22 protein-coding genes are annotated in these 21152 nt (G+C 43.2%); 4 read left to right on the top strand and 18 right to left on the bottom strand.

Translation table 11 applies throughout. The features are described from left to right. Positions 1-244 precede the first annotated feature (244 nt). Positions 245-1768: a rhomboid family intramembrane serine protease gene (locus KP803_RS13940; RefSeq protein ID WP_248009453.1), complete on the top strand. Its 1524-nt coding sequence runs from the start codon at positions 245-247 to the stop codon at positions 1766-1768. 110 nt (positions 1769-1878) lie between these two features. Here KP803_RS13940 and KP803_RS13935 read toward each other — a convergent pair whose 3' ends face one another. The 17 genes from KP803_RS13935 to KP803_RS13855 all read right to left on the bottom strand — a co-directional run bounded on the left by KP803_RS13935 (position 1879) and on the right by KP803_RS13855 (position 17524). Beyond that, positions 1879-3105, bottom strand: a complete 1227-nt coding sequence (locus KP803_RS13935) for a beta-ketoacyl-ACP synthase (RefSeq protein WP_248009452.1) — start codon at positions 3103-3105, stop codon at positions 1879-1881. Then, the gene (locus tag KP803_RS13930) at positions 3102-3827 is read right to left on the bottom strand and encodes a 3-ketoacyl-ACP reductase FabG2 (protein ID WP_248009451.1); all 726 of its coding nucleotides are present in this window, start codon (positions 3825-3827) and stop codon (positions 3102-3104) included. The genes KP803_RS13935 and KP803_RS13930 overlap by 4 nt, the downstream gene beginning before the upstream one ends. Then, complete coding sequence (locus KP803_RS13925) at positions 3824-4288, bottom strand: hotdog family protein (protein ID WP_248009450.1); 465 nt, start codon at positions 4286-4288, stop codon at positions 3824-3826. Before KP803_RS13925 ends, KP803_RS13930 begins: the two co-directional genes overlap by 4 nt. Continuing rightward, positions 4281-5504: a beta-ketoacyl-[acyl-carrier-protein] synthase family protein gene (locus tag KP803_RS13920; RefSeq protein ID WP_248009449.1), complete on the bottom strand. Its 1224-nt coding sequence runs from the start codon at positions 5502-5504 to the stop codon at positions 4281-4283. Before KP803_RS13920 ends, KP803_RS13925 begins: the two co-directional genes overlap by 8 nt. A gap of 26 nt (positions 5505-5530) precedes the next feature. Further along, a complete protein-coding gene (locus KP803_RS13915) occupies positions 5531-6082 on the bottom strand; it encodes a DUF3261 domain-containing protein (RefSeq protein WP_248009592.1) in 552 nt (183 codons plus the stop codon). A 111-nt stretch (positions 6083-6193) separates the two neighbouring features. Next, on the bottom strand, positions 6194-8506 hold the full coding sequence (locus KP803_RS13910) for an MMPL family transporter (RefSeq protein WP_248009591.1): 2313 nt from the start codon (positions 8504-8506) through the stop codon (positions 6194-6196). A 76-nt stretch (positions 8507-8582) separates the two neighbouring features. Continuing rightward, positions 8583-9215, bottom strand: coding sequence for an outer membrane lipoprotein carrier protein LolA (locus tag KP803_RS13905; RefSeq protein WP_248009590.1), 633 nt, complete (start codon positions 9213-9215; stop codon positions 8583-8585). Between the two features lie 43 nt (positions 9216-9258). Further along, positions 9259-9699, bottom strand: coding sequence for an acyl-CoA thioesterase (locus tag KP803_RS13900; protein ID WP_248009448.1), 441 nt, complete (start codon positions 9697-9699; stop codon positions 9259-9261). Positions 9700-9707: 8 nt separating this feature from the next. Beyond that, entirely contained in the window at positions 9708-11252 is a 1545-nt protein-coding gene (locus tag KP803_RS13895) for an HAL/PAL/TAL family ammonia-lyase (protein ID WP_248009447.1), read from the bottom strand. Next, the gene (locus KP803_RS13890; RefSeq protein ID WP_427916957.1) at positions 11230-13026 is read right to left on the bottom strand and encodes a glycosyltransferase family 2 protein; all 1797 of its coding nucleotides are present in this window, start codon (positions 13024-13026) and stop codon (positions 11230-11232) included. Before KP803_RS13890 ends, KP803_RS13895 begins: the two co-directional genes overlap by 23 nt. Continuing rightward, on the bottom strand, positions 13019-13387 hold the full coding sequence (locus KP803_RS13885) for an ApeI family dehydratase (protein ID WP_248009445.1): 369 nt from the start codon (positions 13385-13387) through the stop codon (positions 13019-13021). Before KP803_RS13885 ends, KP803_RS13890 begins: the two co-directional genes overlap by 8 nt. Positions 13388-13459: 72 nt before the next feature. Then, positions 13460-14860, bottom strand: a complete 1401-nt coding sequence (locus KP803_RS13880) for an AMP-binding protein (protein ID WP_248009444.1) — start codon at positions 14858-14860, stop codon at positions 13460-13462. Positions 14861-14894: 34 nt separating this feature from the next. Further along, entirely contained in the window at positions 14895-15470 is a 576-nt protein-coding gene (locus KP803_RS13875) for a COG4648 family protein (RefSeq protein ID WP_248009443.1), read from the bottom strand. After that, on the bottom strand, positions 15470-15727 hold the full coding sequence (locus tag KP803_RS13870) for an acyl carrier protein (RefSeq protein ID WP_248009442.1): 258 nt from the start codon (positions 15725-15727) through the stop codon (positions 15470-15472). Before KP803_RS13870 ends, KP803_RS13875 begins: the two co-directional genes overlap by 1 nt. Before the next feature lie 15 nt (positions 15728-15742). After that, positions 15743-16003, bottom strand: coding sequence for a phosphopantetheine-binding protein (locus KP803_RS13865; protein WP_248009441.1), 261 nt, complete (start codon positions 16001-16003; stop codon positions 15743-15745). Between the two features lie 16 nt (positions 16004-16019). Continuing rightward, complete coding sequence (locus KP803_RS13860) at positions 16020-16796, bottom strand: lysophospholipid acyltransferase family protein (RefSeq protein ID WP_427916956.1); 777 nt, start codon at positions 16794-16796, stop codon at positions 16020-16022. Then, positions 16778-17524, bottom strand: coding sequence for a beta-ketoacyl synthase chain length factor (locus KP803_RS13855; RefSeq protein WP_248009439.1), 747 nt, complete (start codon positions 17522-17524; stop codon positions 16778-16780). Before KP803_RS13855 ends, KP803_RS13860 begins: the two co-directional genes overlap by 19 nt. Positions 17525-17615: 91 nt before the next feature. Here KP803_RS13855 and KP803_RS13850 point away from each other — a divergent pair, with 91 nt between their 5' ends. The 3 genes from KP803_RS13850 to KP803_RS13840 are packed head-to-tail and all read left to right on the top strand — an operon-like array spanning position 17616 to position 20363. After that, positions 17616-18008 (top strand): hypothetical protein, encoded by a 393-nt coding sequence (locus tag KP803_RS13850; RefSeq protein WP_248009438.1) that lies wholly within the window; start codon positions 17616-17618, stop codon positions 18006-18008. Positions 18009-18032: 24 nt separating this feature from the next. Then, the gene (locus KP803_RS13845; protein ID WP_248009437.1) at positions 18033-19103 is read left to right on the top strand and encodes a class I SAM-dependent methyltransferase; all 1071 of its coding nucleotides are present in this window, start codon (positions 18033-18035) and stop codon (positions 19101-19103) included. A 15-nt stretch (positions 19104-19118) separates the two neighbouring features. Continuing rightward, positions 19119-20363 (top strand): NAD(P)/FAD-dependent oxidoreductase, encoded by a 1245-nt coding sequence (locus KP803_RS13840; protein ID WP_248009436.1) that lies wholly within the window; start codon positions 19119-19121, stop codon positions 20361-20363. Positions 20364-20414: 51 nt separating this feature from the next. Here KP803_RS13840 and KP803_RS13835 read toward each other — a convergent pair whose 3' ends face one another. Then, positions 20415-21107 carry an START domain-containing protein gene (locus KP803_RS13835; protein ID WP_248009589.1) on the bottom strand — a complete coding sequence of 231 codons (693 nt, stop codon included), beginning with the start codon at positions 21105-21107 and terminating at the stop codon, positions 20415-20417. Between the last annotated feature and the right edge of the window lie 45 nt (positions 21108-21152).

Below are 21152 nucleotides of genomic sequence, written 5' to 3'. Positions count from 1 at the left end.
TCTTTATTGAATACACATCATGCCAAATTTGTTTGTCTCGTTTTTGTCATTCTTCACAAAATAATGGCTTAAATGGGTATAGCTGAGCTTAGGGGTAAAGCCGATAATTTAGGTGCTTTTAGGGTGGCTATTGAACTCCCAAGTGTTAATCCTGTCGCAAGGTGAACGACTTCAATAGAAGGTTTAGCCTCGCTTGTTTAAGCTGCACGTTACTTTGATTCATTGAATATTGAGCTGTTTACTTATGGATAAGTTCCGACTCGTTTTTCTCCCTTTCTTGTGTGTTTTTATTAGCTTGAACTTTGGTTATACCGCTCTACGTTGGTTGGTGGATATAAAGCTAGAGTTAGTGGTGGTTGATGAAAGTATATTGGATTTCTTTCTACCCATTATATTGTCTGTTATCTCCGTGTTTTTGGTGACTCGAAAGCGGTTTCGGGCGCTTGAGTTCAAAAATGATCGTTCTTCAAGTTTTCTTAAAATGATAATGGCAGTAGCGGTTGCCATTCCATTGGTGATTTCGCAGTCTCTAATTTCGTCTATCTCCTACGACTTGATTAAGCTAAATACTCACGAAGCGATTCCAAGCTTAAAGCATGAAAAGTTTTTTGATATCAAGGAATACCCTATCGACCCTGATTTGGCGGCCTACGATGTGAGTTTTAGAGTAAGAGGGAAGCATAATGAAGATTTCAATATGTACCTATCCATTGCGGTGCCTATCGATTTAGATGAAAACATTTGGTACGGGATCCGTTATTACAAGCAGATCAGTAACCGATTAGAACCAGATGAGAAAGAACAAGAATATCGTCATTTTCTGCAAGACTCTGAAGAGAAGTTTAATCAAGTAAACTACTACGATCATCAGCATTTGGAACTGTTAAAGAAGTCTGATCTACTAGATGGATTTCGTATGGCGATTGAGCAAAGCCAGCCGATGAGAAAAGGTGAAGATCTGTTTGTTCTTTACCCAAGAAAAGAGAGTCTAGCTCAGTCTAATGATGACATGATCTACTATACTTCACTTTCTTCAATTATTGCCATGGTTGTAGTTGTCATTATTTCATGTTCCGTTTCGATTAACTCAACAAACCTATCTTTATACCGTTCAAAGCAGCTAGATGACAGTGATGCGACTTCTCAAGTATTCAGAGTGGTAACCTTTAGAGCTGGCTGCCCAGTTACAACTATATCAATTCTTGTTTGTCTTATCGTCTTCAGCATAGGTGTTGCGACTGGCGTCGACATGATGAATGGTAATACTCAAGAGCTCATGTCAATAGGCGGGGTTCGTCGTGATCTTATTCTTCAGGGTGAATATTGGCGTGTGTTTAGTGCTGTTTTTGTACATGCAGGCCTTTCTCATATTGCAATGAATATTATTGTTTTAGGTTTTGCTGGTAGAAGTGTTGAATCACATATAGGTTCGAGTAACTTTATTATGCTCTTTATCATTTGTGCTTTAGGGTCTTCTTTTGCGAGTATTAGTTGGTATGAAAATACGTTGAGCGTTGGTATATCAGGTGTCAACTTTGGATTGATAGGAGCCTTGGTTGCACTGCTATTAACAGGATACGTTGATAAGGGAAGCCGATCTGATTTGATAGGCTTGGTTATGATGGTGTTAGTATCAGGTGCGGCCGTTCTATTCTTGCCAAATATTGACCATGCGGCTCACTTAGGTGGGCTAGTGAGTGGGATGTTATTTACTTTGCTTATGACCACTTGGCTAAGAAAACCGATGAAGGCGTTGTCTACATCGTAGGTTTGTAAAAAATAATTTAAGAAAAGAATAGGGCATCTTACAAGTGCTTTTTACTCTAAAACTTAAAAAGCACCTGAATAAGGTGCTTTTTACATAAGTTAGGGAAGCGATTAACGGTGTCTTTTGAAGATCAAGGAGGTATTGATTCCACCAAAGGCAAAGTTATTACTCATGATGTAATCCGTTTTTAGCTCTCTCCCTTTACCGGTAATGTAATCGAGGTTGCCACACTCGCTATCAAGATTGTCTAAGTTGAGTGTTGGGCTAAACCAACCAGTGTGCATCATCTCAAGACTTAGCCATGCTTCAATTGCCCCACACGCTCCAAGCGTGTGTCCAAAATAGCTTTTTAGTGAACTGATTGGTACGTTACCTAATGCGTTTGCCGTTGCATTACTCTCAGCAATATCGCCGCGATCAGTAGCGGTACCGTGGGCCGAAACATAGCCTATTTTCTCAGGTGCTAGGTTGGCATCTTTAAGCGCCATCTCCATACATTGTTGCATGGTTTCCATTTGAGGCTGAGTGACGTGCGCAGCATCGCAGTTGCTTGCAAAGCCAATGATCTCAGCATAGATGGTAGCGCCGCGAGCTTTGGCGTGTTCGTACTCTTCTAAAACAAGTGTGCCCGCACCTTCACCAATCACTAGACCATCTCTGTCTGTATCGTATGGGCGCGGCGTTGTTTTTGGAGCATCATTTTTTAAGCTGGTTGCGAAAAGCGTATCAAATACCGCTGATTCAGTAGGGCAGAGTTCTTCACCTCCGCCTGCAACCATGACCGTTTGGTAGCCATGTTTTATCGCTTCATAGGCGTAACCAATCGCTTGGCTACCTGATGTACAGGCACTACTGGTTGGAATGACTCGACCTCTTAAGCCAAAGAAAAGACCCACATTAACGGCACTGGTGTGAGGCATCATTTGAACATAGGTGGTGGCTGTGATGGCTTTGGTTGTTTTCTCGTTAAGCATGACACCAAAAGCACCAATAGCATCAGTACTGCCGGTAGATGATCCGTAAGCAATACCCGTTTGACCATCGGTGAGCACTGAGTGGCCGATCAGGCCCGCTTGCTCTAAGGCCTGTTCGGTAGCAACAGTAGCAAGTTTTGATACACGCCCCATGCCGCGCACTTGTTTACGCTTGTAGTGCTTTGGTAGTTCGAAATGGTCGATTGGCGCAGCCAGTTTGGTGTTTAAACCATCGTACTGCTCATAAGAGGCCATGTATTGTGTCGCGTTTTCACAAGCACGTAATTTAGGTTCAATGGTTTGCCAATCATTACCAAATGCGGTAATACCAGACATGCCAGTGACAACAACCCTTTGACTCATATTAAGCCTCCATTTACCGAAATAACTTGGCGCGTTACATAAGCGGCGATATCAGACATCAAGTAACTAACAAGCCCTGCCACTTCTTCTGGTTCTCCCATACGACGTAGAGGAACTTGTGGCAATGCATGCTCTTTAACGTGCTCGTCTACCATGCCAGTATCAATCAGCCCAGGTGCCACACAGTTAACGGTGATTTTTCGTTTTGCCAGCTCAAGTGCTAGTGATTTCGTTGCACCAATCACCCCAGCTTTTGCGGCGCTGTAATTGGTTTGACCACGGTTACCCATTAAGCCAGAAACCGACGCAAGAGTGATGATTCGGCCACCTTTACGTTTTTGAACCATTGGCATAACACAAGGGTGAAGTACATTGTAGAAGCTATCGAGGTTGGTGTGGATAACGCCATCCCACTCTTCTTCTGTCATCGCTGGAAATGCCGTGTCACGAGTAATACCGGCATTATTCACAATACCGTAATAGGCACCATGCTCTGTGATGTCGGCTTCAAGTCTATTTCTACACTCTTCTCGGTTACTAATATCAAATTGAATGAGTCGACCTTGTCCGCCATTTTCTTCAATAGCAGTGAGCGTTGCTTGTGCACCTTGCTTATCACCCATGTAGTGAACAGCTATGGTAAATCCATCTTTCGCCAGCTGAATTGCAATGGCTTTGCCGATACCTTTACTTGCACCGGTGACTAATACCTGTCGGATCATGCTTGATTCCTACTTTTCATTTCTTGTAATTTTTGTTCGCTTGGTACGTAAACATTGAGTTGGCACTTGGCGACTTGTTGACCATTATGCTCAATATGGGCGGAAAATACTGCCATGCCGTTGTCTTCCATGAGCTGCTCCGCATAAATATCTAATGTTTGTCCTCGCGAAAAGGTATCGCAGTTTGCCACATAACGTCTGCTGCCGAGTAGAAACCCAATAGGTGGCGCTTCGTTGCGTAACCCTGCATGGTAGCCTGACCATGCAGCAACAGACTGAGCCATAAACTCAATGCCCAAATACGCAGGCAGAGTTTGCGTCTCTTTATCAAAGAAGATGTTGTGCTCACCAATATCCACTTGGCAGTGAATAGATTCAGTTTCAACAGTAAGTGCTCGATCGATCAAAATCATCGGTTTATCGTGAGGGAGCAGTTGTTCAATTGGGGGGATGTTACTCATCGGCATAACCAAAAATTAGACTAATGTTGTTGCCACCAAAAGCAAAAGAATTGCTCAATATGGCCTTCTTGTTAAGGGTAGTATTCTCTTCGACAAGTTGAATGTCTATGTCATCACCTTTATCTATGCAGTTTTGCTTGGGAAGAGGCAAGTCGTGAGACAGGATATGCCAAGCAATCGCCGCTTCTGTGGCACTGGCTGAACCAAGTGTATGGCCCGTCATCGGTTTGGTCGAACTGACGGGTACATCGTGACCAAATAAGCTGAATATCGCCTTACTTTCCATGCTGTCATTGAGCGGAGTCGCCGTTCCATGAGCATTGATATAGCCGATATCATTGGGCTCTAATGCCGCATCTTGCAACGCTTTTCTCATCGCTTCGATAGCGCCTTTACCTTCAGGGTGTGGCGCAGATATGTGGTGCGCATCCGAGCTGTCCCCGACGCCTAATAAGGCGACCTTTTTCAAAGCTGAGTTATCAAGCAGAGGTTTGTTCGTTAGCAACATAAAGGCGCCTGATTCACCAATATTAATCCCACTGCGATTAGCACTAAATGGTCGACATAACGTATTAGAAAGCGCTTCTAAACCATTAAAGCCATTTAATGTTAGGCGGCAAATCGTATCTGCACCACCCACAATAACCGCATCCACTAAGCCAGCATTTAGCAACCGTTTAGCGGTAATAAATACGCGGCCGCTTGATGAGCAAGCCGTAGAAATTGCGTAGCAGGGGCCGCTGACACCAAAGTAGTTGGCAATGAACTCACTGGTGTTACCCAACTCTTGTTTTGAGTATTGGTAGTCGCTAGGGAATTCGCCATTCTTCAAATTAGACTCAAAAGCGTCTTCACCTTCAGCAATGCCAGAGGTACTGGTACCAACGATAACGGCAATACGCTCTGAACCATATTGCGTAATAGCGGATTTTATAGTGGGCTCGATCTGTAAAAGAGCGCTTAGCGCCAATTGATTATTACGAGATTGGAATTCGTTCAAGGAGTCGGGAACAACGGCCAGTGGGGATTCAATGCGGCCAACAACGGTATGGGTGTTTGTATTGAGCGTTGTGGTGTCTAGTTGCATGTTTGAGCTATTTGGATCGGCTAAACTGCGGTGGATCTCATCCGCTGTTTGTCCCATGGCACTAATAAAGCCGCAGTCTTCAATATAGATTGGCTGTGAAGCCTGAACTTTAGAATTAGAAGTTAACATCTTGCTATCTTAATTTGTCGTTAGTTTTATTGCTTATGAAGTTCGGCATTGAGTGTTTGGATAGAAATAGAATAACCGAGCTGCAGATGTTCGAACTCTATCAATCCTGTTAACGGGTCGGAATTCTCATAATCGATGATGATAACGCTGTTACCAGATGTATCGTAAACAGTACGTTGATATTCCGTATCAGCTATTTTCCACTCTACCTGATTTAATGGTCCTTCCCAAGCGCTGATAGGCCACAGGGTGATCATTAGGTTAAATAGTATCTGCTCTGGTGCGGGAAGGGTGTTTTCTAGCCCATTGAGTACGTTGGTTTCGATATGATCGTGTTGATAATCCAGAGAGAGAATACGTGTTCCCCAAGATGAAAACCCAGCCAAAGCTATATGTTCCTCACTCACCTCTAAATGAACAGGGAGCTGCTGACTTTGATTCGAGTTGGAGTCTGATGGCCAGGTCGCTGAAATTAGCTGACTAGCAGTGACGCTGTAACCTAGTTCGCTAGGTGTTGGCAATGAAACAAAAACGGAAGGGCTGATTTCCACTTGTGTTGATGACGGTGTTGAGACCATTGTGGTACAGCCCAGCGAAAGCAATGCAAAGATAAGGCAAGCCAAACGTTGGGTTTTTTGTGCCGTTAATTTAAGTGTTGATGTCGTAACACGATTAATAAGTTTATTCACTTATAAAGAATCCTTTTCATTGGCGTAGCGTGAATGATTTGAGATGGCGAGTGGAGCCAAAAGCCAAGCAATGAAAATACCACTTAACACGGTAATACCGAAACTATGAATAGCATGGGTATCACTTAATGAAAGTAAGCCAAAAGAGAGCAGCGTGGTCATTGCAGACAGAGTGATCGCTAATAGGGTACTTTGGCTGCGAGCTTGCTCAGCAAAAAAGAGTGTGTAGTCGATACCAATACCGATAATCAATATCAGCGCCAGTAGATTAAACAGATTTAATGTTGAGCCAATCAATACCGTGACAGCCAAACCGGCTAGACAAGCGATCAGTGATGGCAGCAAGATCATGACAGTTTTCTTTGGGCCATAACGAACACTTAAAACTGAAGCGATGATCAAAACAGCGATGCCGAGCAACTCCATGATCTTGACTCGATATTGAGCAAAAAGCGTCGATATCTCTTGTGCTTTATTTAGGTAGCGGATGTTTGATTGGTTATTTACAAATTGCTCAATCGCTAGCGTGTCACTCACTTCTTTTAACAGTACTACCGCAGAAACCTTATTTTCAAACTGACCGAGATATAGGAATCGAGTTGGCTCGGAGACCGAACTTTCAAGGTAGTTTGCTAGCGTGTTAGAGGTGAACGTTACATCAAGCGTAGGCACATTTGATAGCTGTAATGCATCGGCTAGATCTTGCGCTTGAGTCTGATACAGCGATTGAATAAGAGTGAAGTTATTGCGTTGGCGATATTCAGATTGAGTGTATTGATGCAAGCTTTGATAGCCGTTAATAACAGAGCTCTCTTGCCACTGAATCAGTTTGTCATCTAGCTTTTCTAATGAGCGAAGGAGTTGCTCATCACTATCTGCACTCACAACTAACATTTGCTGGGATGATTGCATTCCAGTGACATTAGCAATGATCTTCTCTTGGCTTTTTAGCTGTTCAGGCATGGCTTGAAGCTGGTGAATATCATCATTGTATTGAATCTTGGTCATCGCCAATAAGCTGATGACAATGATAATGGCTGGAACCCCAAACTTGACCCACAAGTTTTGCCAAAGTGTGAGCCACCATCGCCAAAATAGTTGACCTGGCAGTTTGCGATCAGCGCTCGGTGATTTCGCCAGTATAGGATACCAAGCGACAACGGTAGCATAGGCTGAAGCCAATCCAATTGCGGAGAATAGCGCAAGCTGCTGTAGCCCTGGGAAAGGGGCAACTAAAAGCCCAAGGTAACCGATTAAGCTGGTGATTAGCCCCAGAGTAATCGCAGCGAAAATATGCTTTAACCCTTTGATGCTATCCCAGCGTTTTCCTGCGGCAAGCCTATCGGTTAAATAGTGAAAAGCGTAATCAATGGAAACACCAATAAGGCTTGCTCCAAAGACCAAACTAAAGAGATGAACTCGCCCAAAGATCAGCGTTGTCGCTGCTAGTGCGACTAACAGACCAATCGAGATAGAGAGCAGCGCAAGCATTAGTGGGGCTGAGCTACGAAAAACAGTAAAGATAAGGGCAATGATGCCTAGTAGGGAAAATAGCCCAATCGTACTAATTTCAGACTTAGCGCTGCGCGTACCAAAGTCAGCATAAAACAGTACACCAGTCTGGTTTACATCGATATTGTAGGTCTGGCTAAGGCTCTGCTGCCACTGTTGGATTTCAGGAACACTTTGCTGTGCTTGAATACTGTAAGGCGAACTGGCGAGTTCCGCGGTGATGAGTAAATAGTGCTTATTATCGTGTTGTGTAACCAGATAGTCATTATCTAGCGAGAAGTTGGAAGACGAGGCTGACAGCTTTTGAAGATACTCTCTAAAGAGTAAAAAAGGATCATTGGTGAGCTCTTGGCCAGTGACGCCTGAAAAGGGATTATAGACAGCTTGAACGACGGTTTTTACTTGCGTGTTTGGTGAGTCAGAGAGTAAACCCTGCTGATGTTTGGTGAGCAGATTAAAACGCTGCTCATAGTAGTAACTCGCCCACGCTTGCTGGGTGGCAGGATCGACCTTCGATCGAACCGCTTTAAAGTAGCCACTTTGGTTTAAGGTCGTTGAAAATTGTTCTGCGGCCATGAACAGATTAGATTTCTCTTTTGTGTCACTTGTGCAAGTTGAGAGCACAAATACAACCTGATCACTCATGTTATTGGTGATCTTATCAAATGCTTGGGCAGCGACAGGATCTTGTTTATTGGTTGGGAGCAGTTTAAGAATGTCGGTTTCTATAGGAGAGTCGGAGTTAATCACCCATTGCTTAAATAGAAGCCCGAGACAAAGTACAACGATAGCACTCCAAATGAGAGCGACACTTTTCTGTTGACGAGGTAGCTTGGTTTGTTGATGAGGCCGCTTGTTTTTCTCATCATGGCTAGCATTAGAATTCAAATTGCGCTTGCTCTACATCGGTCAAATATTCAGGCTGGTGATTTTGATTAGTAAATAGAATCTCAGTTTTATCCCCTCGTACCTCAATTAGCGTAAGGGCATCGATATCTTGCGTGCCTTGCAAGACAATCTGTTCAAATACGGCATTAAGTGGTGCTTGAGTGGGGGTGAGATGCAATGTCCATTGTGAATCAGAGCTAGAAAAATCAAGTTCAAACTGCGCTTTTAACGCTTCAGTATCACCATGAAAGACTGAGAGAAAAATATGACTGAAATAGAAAGCCATTGGATTCTCTTTTGCGGTGATCACTTGTGGAGGTTGATCTGAAAATGTCTGTCTTAACTGATTTTCCGTGAGAACTAAATTAACGGGAAAAGGTTGGTGCTGTTGCCACAATAATCCATCACGTTTCGATAGCGTAAACTCGCCTGTTGAAGAAAGAGGCTGTTTAAACATTTCAAGGTGGCGTAATTGAGTGAAGTCTCCTCGCACAATAGGATGCTGCGATAACTGCTGTTGCAAATCATCAAGGTCATTCACCCTAACCAACGATGATGGTGCCGCAACGGCTGACGTGGCGAATACAGATGTAACGAATACAGACGTAACAAATAGAGACATTGATAAGATCATCATCTTAGCCATAGTCTTAATTCTTGTCATGCTAAAGCTTCCCATGTAGATGCCACTGTTGGACTTTATCAGTAAATACCGTTGGTGAAACAAAGCACATCTCTTCCGTTACCTTCTCGACTGCCACTTGTGTGGTGTGTGCCTTACACATTCTCTGATCCGTTTTTCCATCGTAAATCACGTAATCCACTCGCAGGCGATTTTCCCACTCAGTTAGATGAGCGGTGACACGGATTTCGTGATTAAAAGGAATTGCCTTTACATATTTGACTCGAGTATCGATGATTGGCCACATGTAACCTGAGTCATTCATCGCAAGATACCCGTATTGGATCTTCTCCATCAATATTCGGCGTGCCTCTTCAAAGAAGCGAAAATAGTTGCCGTGATAGATAACGCCCATAGGGTCGGCATCTTGAAATGAGGTGACAAGTGTCACCTCAGAGGTCAGCGGGTAAAGAATTTCGCTCATTAGAGTTCCTAATATAAAGGCCAGTGGCGCTGCTGAATGCGTTCAATGAAATGGCGTAAATCCTTTTCAAGCGGTCGATCTTCATCGACAAACTGGAACTCACTAAGAACGGCATCTCTGATCATTTTTAAGTTGTCACTCATATGATGTTCATCAAGCTCATTGTGACGTTTTCGTATCTCTATCGCTTGAGTGCCTGCCAGTAGTGATGCCGCGGCAACCTGTTCAGTGAGTTCTAATACACGTAGGCAGTCACGCGCAGCAATCGTGCCCATGCTGACTTTATCTTGGTTATGACACTCGGTTGAACGAGAAAAAACACTGGCTGGCATGGTGTGTTTTAGCGCTTCTGCTGTCCACGCTGAAATACCAATTTGCACCGCTTTAAAGCCGTGATTAATAGGTTTTCTGTCGCCCTCAGCGCCTGTTAAGTTAAATGGCAGGCCATTATTGAATTTATAATCCATTAGCTGAGCCATTTGACGATCAAGGAGATCCGCTAGGTTAGCAATACCGGTTTTTAAGGTATCCATTGCCATTGCAATATGGCCGCCATAGAAGTGTCCCCCATGCAGAACGCGCTCGTTATCACCATCAATGATTGGATTGTCATTGGCACTATTTAGCTCATTCTCGATCATCTGACGAAGCCATGGCAGTGAGTCTTGTACAACACCAATGACATGCGGCGCACAGCGTAAAGAGTAACGATCTTGTAAACGGTCGCTGTTACGTGGTGGACGTTCAGCTTTTAAATCGTCTCTTAGCCAAGCGGCGACTTGCTGCTGACCTGGGTGAGGTTTTACTGCAAATAACGCTTCATCAAAGTGGAAGTCGTTACCGTGGATACCCACAGACACCATGGCTGTAATTTTGGTACAAAGCTGTGTCAGATACTCTGCTCGGCTGTAAGCTAGACAAGCTAGCGCAGTCATAACAGAGGTACCGTTCATGAGTGCTAAACCTTCTTTCGGTTTTAGCTTGATGGGTTTAATACCTAGCTCTTTGAATACGTCACTTGTCGGGCGTAACTCACCTTTGTAGAAGACGTCACGTTCGCCTATCAAAGTAGCCGCAAGATAGGACAAAGGCGTCAAATCACCACTCGCACCTACTGAGCCTTCTTGAGGAATACGGGGTGAAATGTCTTTGTTGATGAGTGTGGTGATCTGGTTGAGTAGATCATGAGTCACACCTGAAACGCCTTGTGATAAAGAGCACAGACGAGTAGCAAGTACAGCGCGTGATTGCTCGTGGGAAAGCACCTCACCAAGACCACAACCGTGGAAACGAGTTAGGTGAAGAGGCAGTTCATCAACGAGGTTTGGCGGAATGGCAACCGTACAAGAGTCACCATAGCCAGTTGTTACGCCGTATATGACGCCTTCATCTTTAAGCAAGCGCTCCAAAAACGCGACACCACGATCAATTTTTTGGTTAAATTCTGCGGATTGATTCATTGTCGCATTGGCACCTTGAGAGATAGCGACAACATCTTCAATCGTCAGGCGACCCGCGCCGAAAGTGATACTATTTTTCATTTTTTCTGTCATCTTGCTGATTACTTAAAGTCCAAAAATTAAAGAAGTTATACCACTGCAAAGGGGCTTTGAGTGTGTAGTGTTCTAGTCGTTGAGCGTACTGCTGCACCGTTCGTTGCAATGCGGTTTGGCGCTCTTTACGTGGCAGTTCTATCTTGTCACTAAAATGTTCAAAATAGACATTAAAATGGGGATCTTTGCGGTTATCATCACGTAAGCCAAATAAGAGATAAACGGGCGCTTTTAGTATGGAAGCCAGTACAAATGGCCCTTGTGGGAATGGCGCTGGTTGACCAAGAAAATCAGCCCAAACAGAGCGGCTCTCTTTGCTGGTGGAGGTTCTGTCCCCAACAATGACAATCCATTCCCCTTGCTCAATTTTTTGCTCTAAGAGAATCGCCACATCAGGGCCAATACTCGATACCTGAATGAGATTTAACTCTGAGCATGGGTTTACTGCTTTCATCACACGATTAAACTGCTCGGCGTGTTCGGTAAACACGAGTGCGTTAATTTTAATGTGTTTATGTCGGCGGCTGAGCGCTCGGCACAGCTCAATATTACCCAAATGAGAGCCCAGTAAGACGACACCTTGTTTGTTCCTGATGATACCATCAAAGACATCTTGGCCATGAATCGTCAAATTCTTAAGCGAAAAATCGCCCTTCCAAGCAGCCAACTTATCGAGCAGAGTGTGGCCGAAAGAGAGCAGGTGTTGATAGCTACCTAGGTTACTTGGCAGTGTTATATTTTGCGTCTCAGCATAGTGCGTCAATGTCTCTAAATAGTGTTGAGAAGCCTGTTTGGCGTGTTTGCCGGTGAGGTGGTAGTAGCGCATAACCAGGCTAAGAATAACATTGAAGACTTTTCTACCTAACAGGCTATAAATACCAAGCAGTAGCTTAATACCAAGTACGGTTCCACGTTCTTTGCGTTTTGACCAGTGGTTTTGGTTATCACTCGCTTCGTTAAAATCGTTTCTATTAGAGTTATTCGCGTTAGCGTTGGATTGAACGAGCCGATCATGAGCGGCCTTTGCTGAATCTTGAGAGCGAAAGTGGCGGGCTATCAGCTTTGGAATACGAGGCAACATATTAAAAAAAAGCTTGGTGTGCATTTGACTTATTTTGATATTGTCATGCAGTGCATCAAAGTGAGAAATGCCACCTTCAGGATAAACTACCCTTGTCTCAATAAAATCTATATCGATGCCTTCCCAGAACATTCGTACTAGGATTTCAGTGTCAAAGTCCATCCGTTTACCAATTCGGTACTTGGTGAGTGTCGCAGATGTGGCTTTAACTGGGTAAACACGAAAGCCGCACATACTGTCTTTAATGGTAAAAGAGAGCGTCTCAATCCAGACCCAAATATGGGTAATGTAACGGCCATATAAGCGAGATTTAGGTACGCTATCGTCGTAAATTGGGCGACCAGATATGAGCTTATGTGGCAAGGCTTTAGATTGCTCGATGAGCTTTGGCAATGCACTAATGTCATGCTGGCCATCCGCATCAATTTGAATGGCGTGGCTACAACCCATCTGTTCAATTGCCTTTATTCCGGCCATGACAGCGCCACCTTTCCCTTGATTGGCTTCAAGGGTGACAAGGTGAATATTTTCTTGGGTTGCTAGTGAACAAAGTGCAGCTTTAGTGGCTTGATTACTGCCATCGTCGACTAAGACTATGGGCAGTGAAAAGGTCGCCAAAGAGTCAGCGACTTGAGCGATGGTCGAGCCATGGTTGTAACATGGAATGAGAAAACAAGCGGAATAGCTACTCACTTGGTGCTCCAAGCTTCATTTTTCCAGAAGAGTGAATGATATCATCCTGCTCTCGCGTAGAAGAATATTTAAAGGTTAGCTTCTGTTTTTCCTCATCCCACGAGAGTGACAAACAGAGGGTGGAATCAGGGAGTATAGGCTCTTGGAATTTGATCACTTCCATACCCTTAAATGCGCTCGGTGTTTTGAGAAGTTCGACAGCAAAATGCAGTGCCCAATCAATTTGAGTGACACCGGGTAGTATAGGAAAATTATTGAAATGGCCTGAGAAATCCAATATATCAGCATCCGCTTGGAATACTATAGATGCAGTTGGGTAGATTGTTTCTGTGCTTAATATCGTCGGTTTTCTTTTTGCCATAATCTTATTTGAAACTACTGTCTATATGATTGAATGTAAATATAAATTAAATGTAAAAAGTGGCTAAGGTGCTTAATCAAAAAGCGTTTCGATTTGAGCAACGAGCCTTTTTCCTTGGCTATTTAAAGGGATTTCATCCAGAACCCTAAACTTTTTTGGTAGTGATACTGGCTCTAGCCATTGGCGTAATTCAGAGCGCAGTAAGATCCAAAACTTACCTTTTCCGATCTCTGTAATCTTTTCAACACCACTCTCTGAAAGAACAATGACAGAGGCTAGCGTTAAGCGCGAACTTGCTTGTATTGGTATAACAGCACTCTCTTCGATCCAAGGCAATTGTTCAAGGCGTTTTTCAACTTCCACCAGCGAGACTCGTTTTTCTTCAATCTTCACTATGCGGTCTGCGCGTCCCTTAAGGTGAAATCTAGTGTGATCGAGCATCTCACATTGGTCAGCGGTTTGATACCAACAAGAAGGGTCGATGTAAGGAGACTTTAGCTTCAAACAACCTTCAGGGTTAAGTTCTGCAAGAATTTCAGGAAAGAGCTGCCACGCTTGTTCTTGCGAGGAAGGAGCTTGCTGGCGAAAAGCAATACCACCTGTTTCGGTGCTTCCGAAGACTTCCCATGGAAAGCTACCTAGTCGCTGTTTAGAGATATGCGCTGCGTTAGAGGGCAGCGGCCCTCCAGATGAGAATACAGCTCGACAGACGGTTGAGCCTTGTTCATCGAGTCGTTTTATTAATGCGGGGCTAGAGACCAATACTGAATCAGCTTTGCAGTGGCTTATTACTTGTTCTGGATACTCCAGGTTGATGTTATTGAAGGCGCGCCCTGCACAAAGCGGCCATAACACTCTAAATAACAAACCATAAATATGTTGGTGAGAGACGGTACTTTCTATTGTGGCGTTCGCTAATTGCGCTCCCCACTGGTTCTCAAGTACGTTAACTTCGGTATCTAATTGCAACAGTGTTTTGTGGATAGGTTTAGGCTGTCCACTTGAGCCAGATGTGAAGAGTACTACGTTAACTTGGTTTAACTGTAATGTGTCAAAATGGGACGGATTGTGATTGCTTTCTTGCCCGGCACTCTTTTCGATTTCACAGCTAGGGACAGTTAGAGCAAGCTGTTGGATTGTGTTTGAGGCTGTAATCGTAGAGTCACAAAGAAGTACGTCATATTGAGAAGAGAGTTCAGCTAAAGCGCAAGGCTGATAGTTACCCGGTAAAATGATGGTTTTCTTTGCATAACACAGAGCAATAAAGCCAACGGTAAATCGATAGGTATCGAGTGTACAAAGTGCAATGTTTTGAGCACCAACCGTTTGAAGAGCCTTAGTAAGGTGAGTGACATCTTGTTTGAACTGAGACCAAGCCCAGAGGCGTTCACCAGAAAACGCGACCGTTTGATCATCATTTCTGTTGGTATTCATGAGTTGGCTTAGAGAACAAAAAAACTTACTTTCAATCATGGTATATCGTAAATCCCTTTAGCAATGGGCGTCATCATTTTGTTTGATGTTCTGCTCTTTTTCTAACCCAAACTCTTATTACCCATTCGGCAGCAAATAATACACCGATGCATAGGTAGCTGATAAACCCGTTGTAAAGGGTCCAAACCTCAAGACTTTGAAAGCAAGTGTACAGTGCAATCGAGCCATTGAGAATAAAGAAACCACACCATACTTTGGTCACTTTTCGAGTATAAATAATACCACGCAAAGGAAGATCGGGTTCTTGCAGTCTTGCAAGGCGTTCAATAATAGTCTGTGGCTGTCTTAGGCTTTGAAAGAATAGGGTGAACATACAAGCATTCACAATAACAGGATAAAAAGTTAGCCAGCCATATTGTTTAAAAAGCAACCCAAACATTGTCAAACAAACGCCTGTAATTCCGGTGATCCAGGCAAGTTGTTTGAGTTCTTTAAGCTTTGCTTTACTGGCAGACACAATTCTTATTGCAAAAAGTGCAATAAGAATTAGGCCAATTATCTGAATACCAAATTGTTCAATACCGAAATAGACGGCGAAAGGGTAGGCAAGCAGCGTAATTGCAGACAAAGCTGTCAGCAATTTTCCCATTAGTTATCTTTTAATAACTCAGTAACGGATTCAACAATATCATTAACCGTTCGTACGGCTTTAAACTCGTCAGGTTTAATTTTTTTGCCAGTTAAATTTTGTAGGTGGACAACAAGATCAACGGCATCAATACTATCAAGGTCGAGGTCTTGATAAAGATGAGCCTCTGGTTGGATATCTGCTTCATCAATTTCAAAAAGTTCAACCAGTGCACTTTTTACTTGTTCAAAAACTTGTTCTTGGTTTACATCTGTCATAACTGTATCTGTTTACTATTGGTTTGTTTGAGAAGAGATGAAGTCAGCCAAATTAGCGACCGAAGAAAAGTACTGTCGAGTATTTGAATCATCAGCATCAATAACAAAATTATACTTTTTCTTAATGGCTAGACCAAGCTCCAATGCGTCAATGGAATCTAGCCCCAGACCGTCACCAAACAGAGGTGCGTCAGTTTCAATATCATCGATTGAAATATCTTCAAGATTTAGCGCATCGATAATGAGCTGTTTGATTTCGTTTTGTAGTACTTCCATTTGCACCTACTTAAATTTATGTGTTCTCGGGAAAAATAGCGCTGGCTAAATATTGATTTAATTTTCTTGCAGCCAAGGTTGCATTATTAGTTTGCTCTATAAAAGGGGCAACCTCAACTTTGTCTTTTACTTCCACATGAAAAAATGGCTTTGTCTTGGGTACTTGGTACCATTTCTTCTCTTTGGTTAGAAAGCTCGGCGTGACCGTTATATGTATGATACGCATATCTCGCTTGGTGCGCACGGCTATTTGTGCTGCTCCGCGCTGTAACTTAGTTCTTTGATTTGATCGGGTTCGAGTCCCTTCAGGAAAGACAAGTAACACATTTCCTTGGTCAAATCGTCGCTCACACTGCTCAAGTAAATCATCAGGTGCTTCGTTGGGAATATAACCAGCGGCTTTAACAATATGTTTCATAAACATATTCGACCATATTGCCGACTTAACTAAGCAATCACACTGTTTTAATTGTGACCCAATTAATACGTAATCAATGAGGCTGGGGTGATTGGCGATGATGAGACAGTTTCGATCGTCAATGAGCTTTTCAGCTCCCGTGATTTGATAATCAATCGCCCCGGTAAATTTCATGAGTCGACAAAACAGATGAAAACTTTGCTGAATAAGGTGTTGAACGTGTTGCTGCCGTGTTGTTTTACCTCGATTCAAAACATGTATGAGTGGAATTAAAACAAAACTAAGGACTAAGCCGCCTATACCAAAAACTGAAAAGCAAAACCCAGTGGCGAATACTCGCCAATATTGGTTGAATTTTATATACAACGCGTCCATTTCCATCCTTGTAAATCACCGTTTAGTTGCCACTCCTTGTGGTTTAGAAGATAGTGCTGTAAAAAATCTAACCCTTGTGGCAATCGGCTTTTTAGCACAGTTGAACGGTTTAAATTGTGTGAGGGTGAAGTTTTAATGGAAAACTCGTGACCTTTAGATAGGATCAATCCAAGGCTGTAGCCATTATATTGCTGGTTTTCATACTGTTCATAGATCTCTGGTACAGGCTCATCGAAGTCGATTAACAGCACTTTATGCGTAGGGTGTTGCGTCAGGTAAAGCCAAGCATCGACAATAGCGCTTTGAAAAGTGTTTACTCCAGCAGCAATAGAGGTCGCTGGCAACGGTTTTTTAGCGGCAATAGTCGCTAAGCCAGCCGCGGTATTATGAACCGATTGGGAAAATGCCATTGGAGAAGCCTCTTCACCTTGCACGATATCTTTGATCAGTGCTGCACTTCGTTGCAGCTCACCATGGCGGCTAGCAAAGACAAGATAATCAACATTATGTTTGTTAAGCAGTTGTAGGGCGGTTTGCAGTGCAAGTTTGCTTAAACTACTCATACGTCGACGCATCATAGGTGGAATATGGCTGACTTCGACTTTACCTTCCTGCGGCCATTGATTATCGTTAGCCCACTGTTGCCATTGTTCAGGCAAATGTATGCCTGCCGACTGTGCAAGATAATCGACGATTTCAAAAGAGGCTATTTGTGTTTGATTTGACATAAGATATTGATTTGTTTTCTTACTGGCTAAATACTAGGGGGTCACAGTAATTCGTGAATACCAAAGCATATGTTAAAGACAAGGAGAGGTTATGAAAACCTTTAAAATTGCGATTTCTCTATTTTTGACGCTTCTTTTAGTAGGATGTGGTCGAGTTCAACCTATTATGAACGTTGAGGATACACCGGTTGCCTATGAGTTAAATAAGCAGCAAGTGAAATCAGCTATTTTAGAAGCGGCAATGAATCGTGGTTGGGTTATCAATGAAGTGGCTAGCGCAAAGCTAACGGCAACGGTTAACGTTCGCACACATTCTGCAACGATTGAGATCCCGTATAGCAACAAGTATTACTCAATTCATTATGTTGAATCTAAAAACCTAAAGGCAAGTGATGGCAGTATACATCGCAATTACAACCGTTGGATTAACAACTTAAATGTAGATATTCAGAAAAAACTGTCTCTATTAGCCGCATCTCAATAATCACTTAATCAATTAGGTTTACCCGTGTTGAATCAAAATATCGACCCATATAATGCTCTTGAAGCAAAAACAGAAGCGCAAAAGTTAGCGTTTGCTCCTATCGTATTCCAAACGGCGCGTACTCTACGCGATCTAGGTATTCTTACTGCAATTGATGACGCTGGCAATGAAGGGCTGAGTGCTGATCAAATCGCACAGAAAACAGGTGTTTCAGAATATGGTGTGAAAGTGCTACTTGATATGGCGATCAGCGCGCATATCGTATTGTGGGATAACACTAACTATTCATTAGCAAACCTTGGTTTTTTCCTGCTTCACGATGGAATGACTAACGCCAATTTAGATTTCACTGCTGATGTATGTTATGCCGCTATGATGCACCTAACAGAGTCTATTGAAGAGGGAAAACCTGCGGGACTCAAAGAGCTTGGTGATTGGGAAACCATTTATCAAGGCCTCTCTCGATTGCCGGAAAAAGCGAAAGAGAGCTGGTTTAAGTTTGACCACTTTTATTCAGATCGCTCGTTCCCAGTTCTGCTTCAAAAAGTCTTCGCTTCAAAACCTAAACGTATCGTTGATATTGGCGGTAATACAGGTAAATGGGCGATGCAGTGTTGTCAGCATGATGAGAAGGTAGAAGTCACGATCGTGGATTTACCTCAACAGTTAGAGATGGCAATGAAAAATGCCAAGGAACATGGCTTTGAGCAGCGTGTGACACCTTATCCTGCTAACATGTTGGATAAACAGCAGAGCTTACCTGAAAGTGCAGATGTTTGGTGGATGAGTCAGTTTTTAGACTGCTTCTCACCAATGGAAATTCTAAGCATTTTAAAACGTGTTAAAGCACAGCTTAAGCCAGACTCAACAGTGTACATATTAGAGTTGTTCTGGGATGCACAAAAATATGATGCGGCAGCTTTTAGCTTGAACGCTACATCGCTCTATTTTACCTGTCTTGCGAATGGTAACAGCCGTTTTTATCGTAGTGAGGATTTCTTGGAAATAGTGGAAGAGGCTGATTTAGAAGTTGTCGAGCGCACAGACAATATTGGCTTAGGCCATACGCTGCTGCAACTTAAAGCCAAGTCCTAATCTGAGAGTATCATCATGGAAAGAGAATCTGCTCAAGTCGTTATCGTTGGAGCAGGGCCTTCGGGCTCTGTCGCTTCAGCGTTATTAAATCAGCAGGGCATTAATGTAGTAGTGATTGAAAAGGCAACTTTTCCTCGTTTTTCGATAGGTGAAAGCCTACTGCCTGCTTGTATGGAAATCATTGAGAAAGCGGGAATGAAACCCGCCGTGGAAGCGGCTCAATTTCAATTTAAAGATGGCGCGGCGTTTCGTTGTGGCGGTCGTTACACAGAGTTTGACTTTCAAGATAAATTTACGGATGGCCCATGCACTACTTTCCAAGTTCAGCGTGGTAGTTTTGATAAGATTCTGGCCGATTGCGCACAAAAGCTAGGTGTCGAAATTCGATATCAACACGAATTGGAGAGTATCGAATTCAAATCGAATCACTCGATTCTAAGTGTTGTTACTGCTGCTGGTCACCGTTATCAAATGGAAGCGCAATATGTTTTGGATGCGAGTGGTTTCGGGCGGGTCTTACCTAAGCTATTGGACTTAGAAACACCATCGTGTTTACCACCAAGAAAAGCTCTCTTTACTCACCTTGTTGATAACATCGATACTCACCAACATAACCACTACGATCGAAACAAGATTTTGGTTTCTGTTCACCCCAAAAATCCCGATGTCTGGTACTGGCTGATTCCATTTTCAAATGGTATCAGTTCTTTTGGCATTGTTGGTGAACCAGCGTTTTTTGATGATTACTCTCAAGAGGGAGTCGAAGCGATTCAACAGCTGGTTAAGGAAGAACCGTTGTTGTCGTCACTTTTAAGTCAGGCAGACTACCCTAACCCGGCAGGGGAGCTTGGGGGGTATTCCGCTAATGTAAAACATCTGGCCACGGATCATTATGCGCTGCTCGGAAACGCTGGGGAGTTTCTAGATCCTGTGTTTTCTTCTGGTGTCACTATCGCGATGAAATCGGCTGAATTTGCCAGTGAGTGTGTGGCGCGTCAGCTGAAGGGTGAAAAAGTAGACTGGAATGATGAGTACGCAACACCATTGATGATCGGTGTGGATGCGTTTCGCACCTATGTCGAAGGTTGGTATGACGGTTCACTGCAAGATGTGATTTTTCATCAGGATCCGAATGCACGAATTAAGCAAATGATCTGCTCTATTCTTGCTGGGTATGCTTGGGATGACAGTAATCCATATGTAAAGGATTCTAAGCGTCGTTTGAGCAGCTTAGCGGAGTTTATTCGTCAAGAGGCTTGATTACTTAGTGCTTCAACGATTAAAGGGACTCTGATTTTATCAGGGTCCTTTTTATTGGCTTGTATCTTTGTTATCGATATTTAGGTTGATGAGTGAAGATTCGGAATGATTGATATTGGGATGAGTGGAATTTTGATATTGAACGATTTCAGTGCGTAACCCTTGAAATGTCTTTAAGGCGCTATTGATCGCCAGTTTATTCACTAGCCAATCTGGTAATATTCCAGAGGGGTCAGCAAAAGCAATGTACTCGATATGAGTCATGCCGTTTGTGAGTTTTTCCAGTGTCCAGGTTGCTTCTATGTCAAAAATTCGAATATAACCAGGTTGTTCAGGTAGCATGCTTGGCGCATCGTTGATCTGCAAGACAAACGCTCCTTGGTTAAAATCGTAACGAGAATAGGTAACCATGTCTCGGTCTAACGCTGGCCACGGCGCTTTAAACTGAGTGTACACCACGTTTTCATTTGGACTAATCTGCCGTAGAACTTGGCTTTTCTCTACGTTATTAATCCATCTTGGTACATGTTCAGTGTCCTCCAAAAGTAATAAGAAAGCTGAGTAATTGGTCTCAATGAACATTTGAGCGCGGATTTCAATTAAGCCACCCTCGTGAGGGCGAGTATGCAGTGTAATGGCATCCTCTGTTTTTACAAATTGCCAGTCAACAGTAGGGGCACCATAAGCGAGCGGGGAGAGAAGTAAAAAAGAGGGAAGAAGTAAGGAGAAAAACAGGAATCGCATTGTCATGATTTTCTCCTCTAGATGTATGGAGGTGTACGTTACGAA

Origin of the sequence: Vibrio amylolyticus, from assembly GCF_023145695.1 — a bacterium.
Taxonomy (GTDB): domain Bacteria; phylum Pseudomonadota; class Gammaproteobacteria; order Enterobacterales; family Vibrionaceae; genus Vibrio; species Vibrio amylolyticus.
Note: the sequence above shows the minus strand (reverse complement) of the source record. Positions and strands in the feature narration are given on the sequence as shown.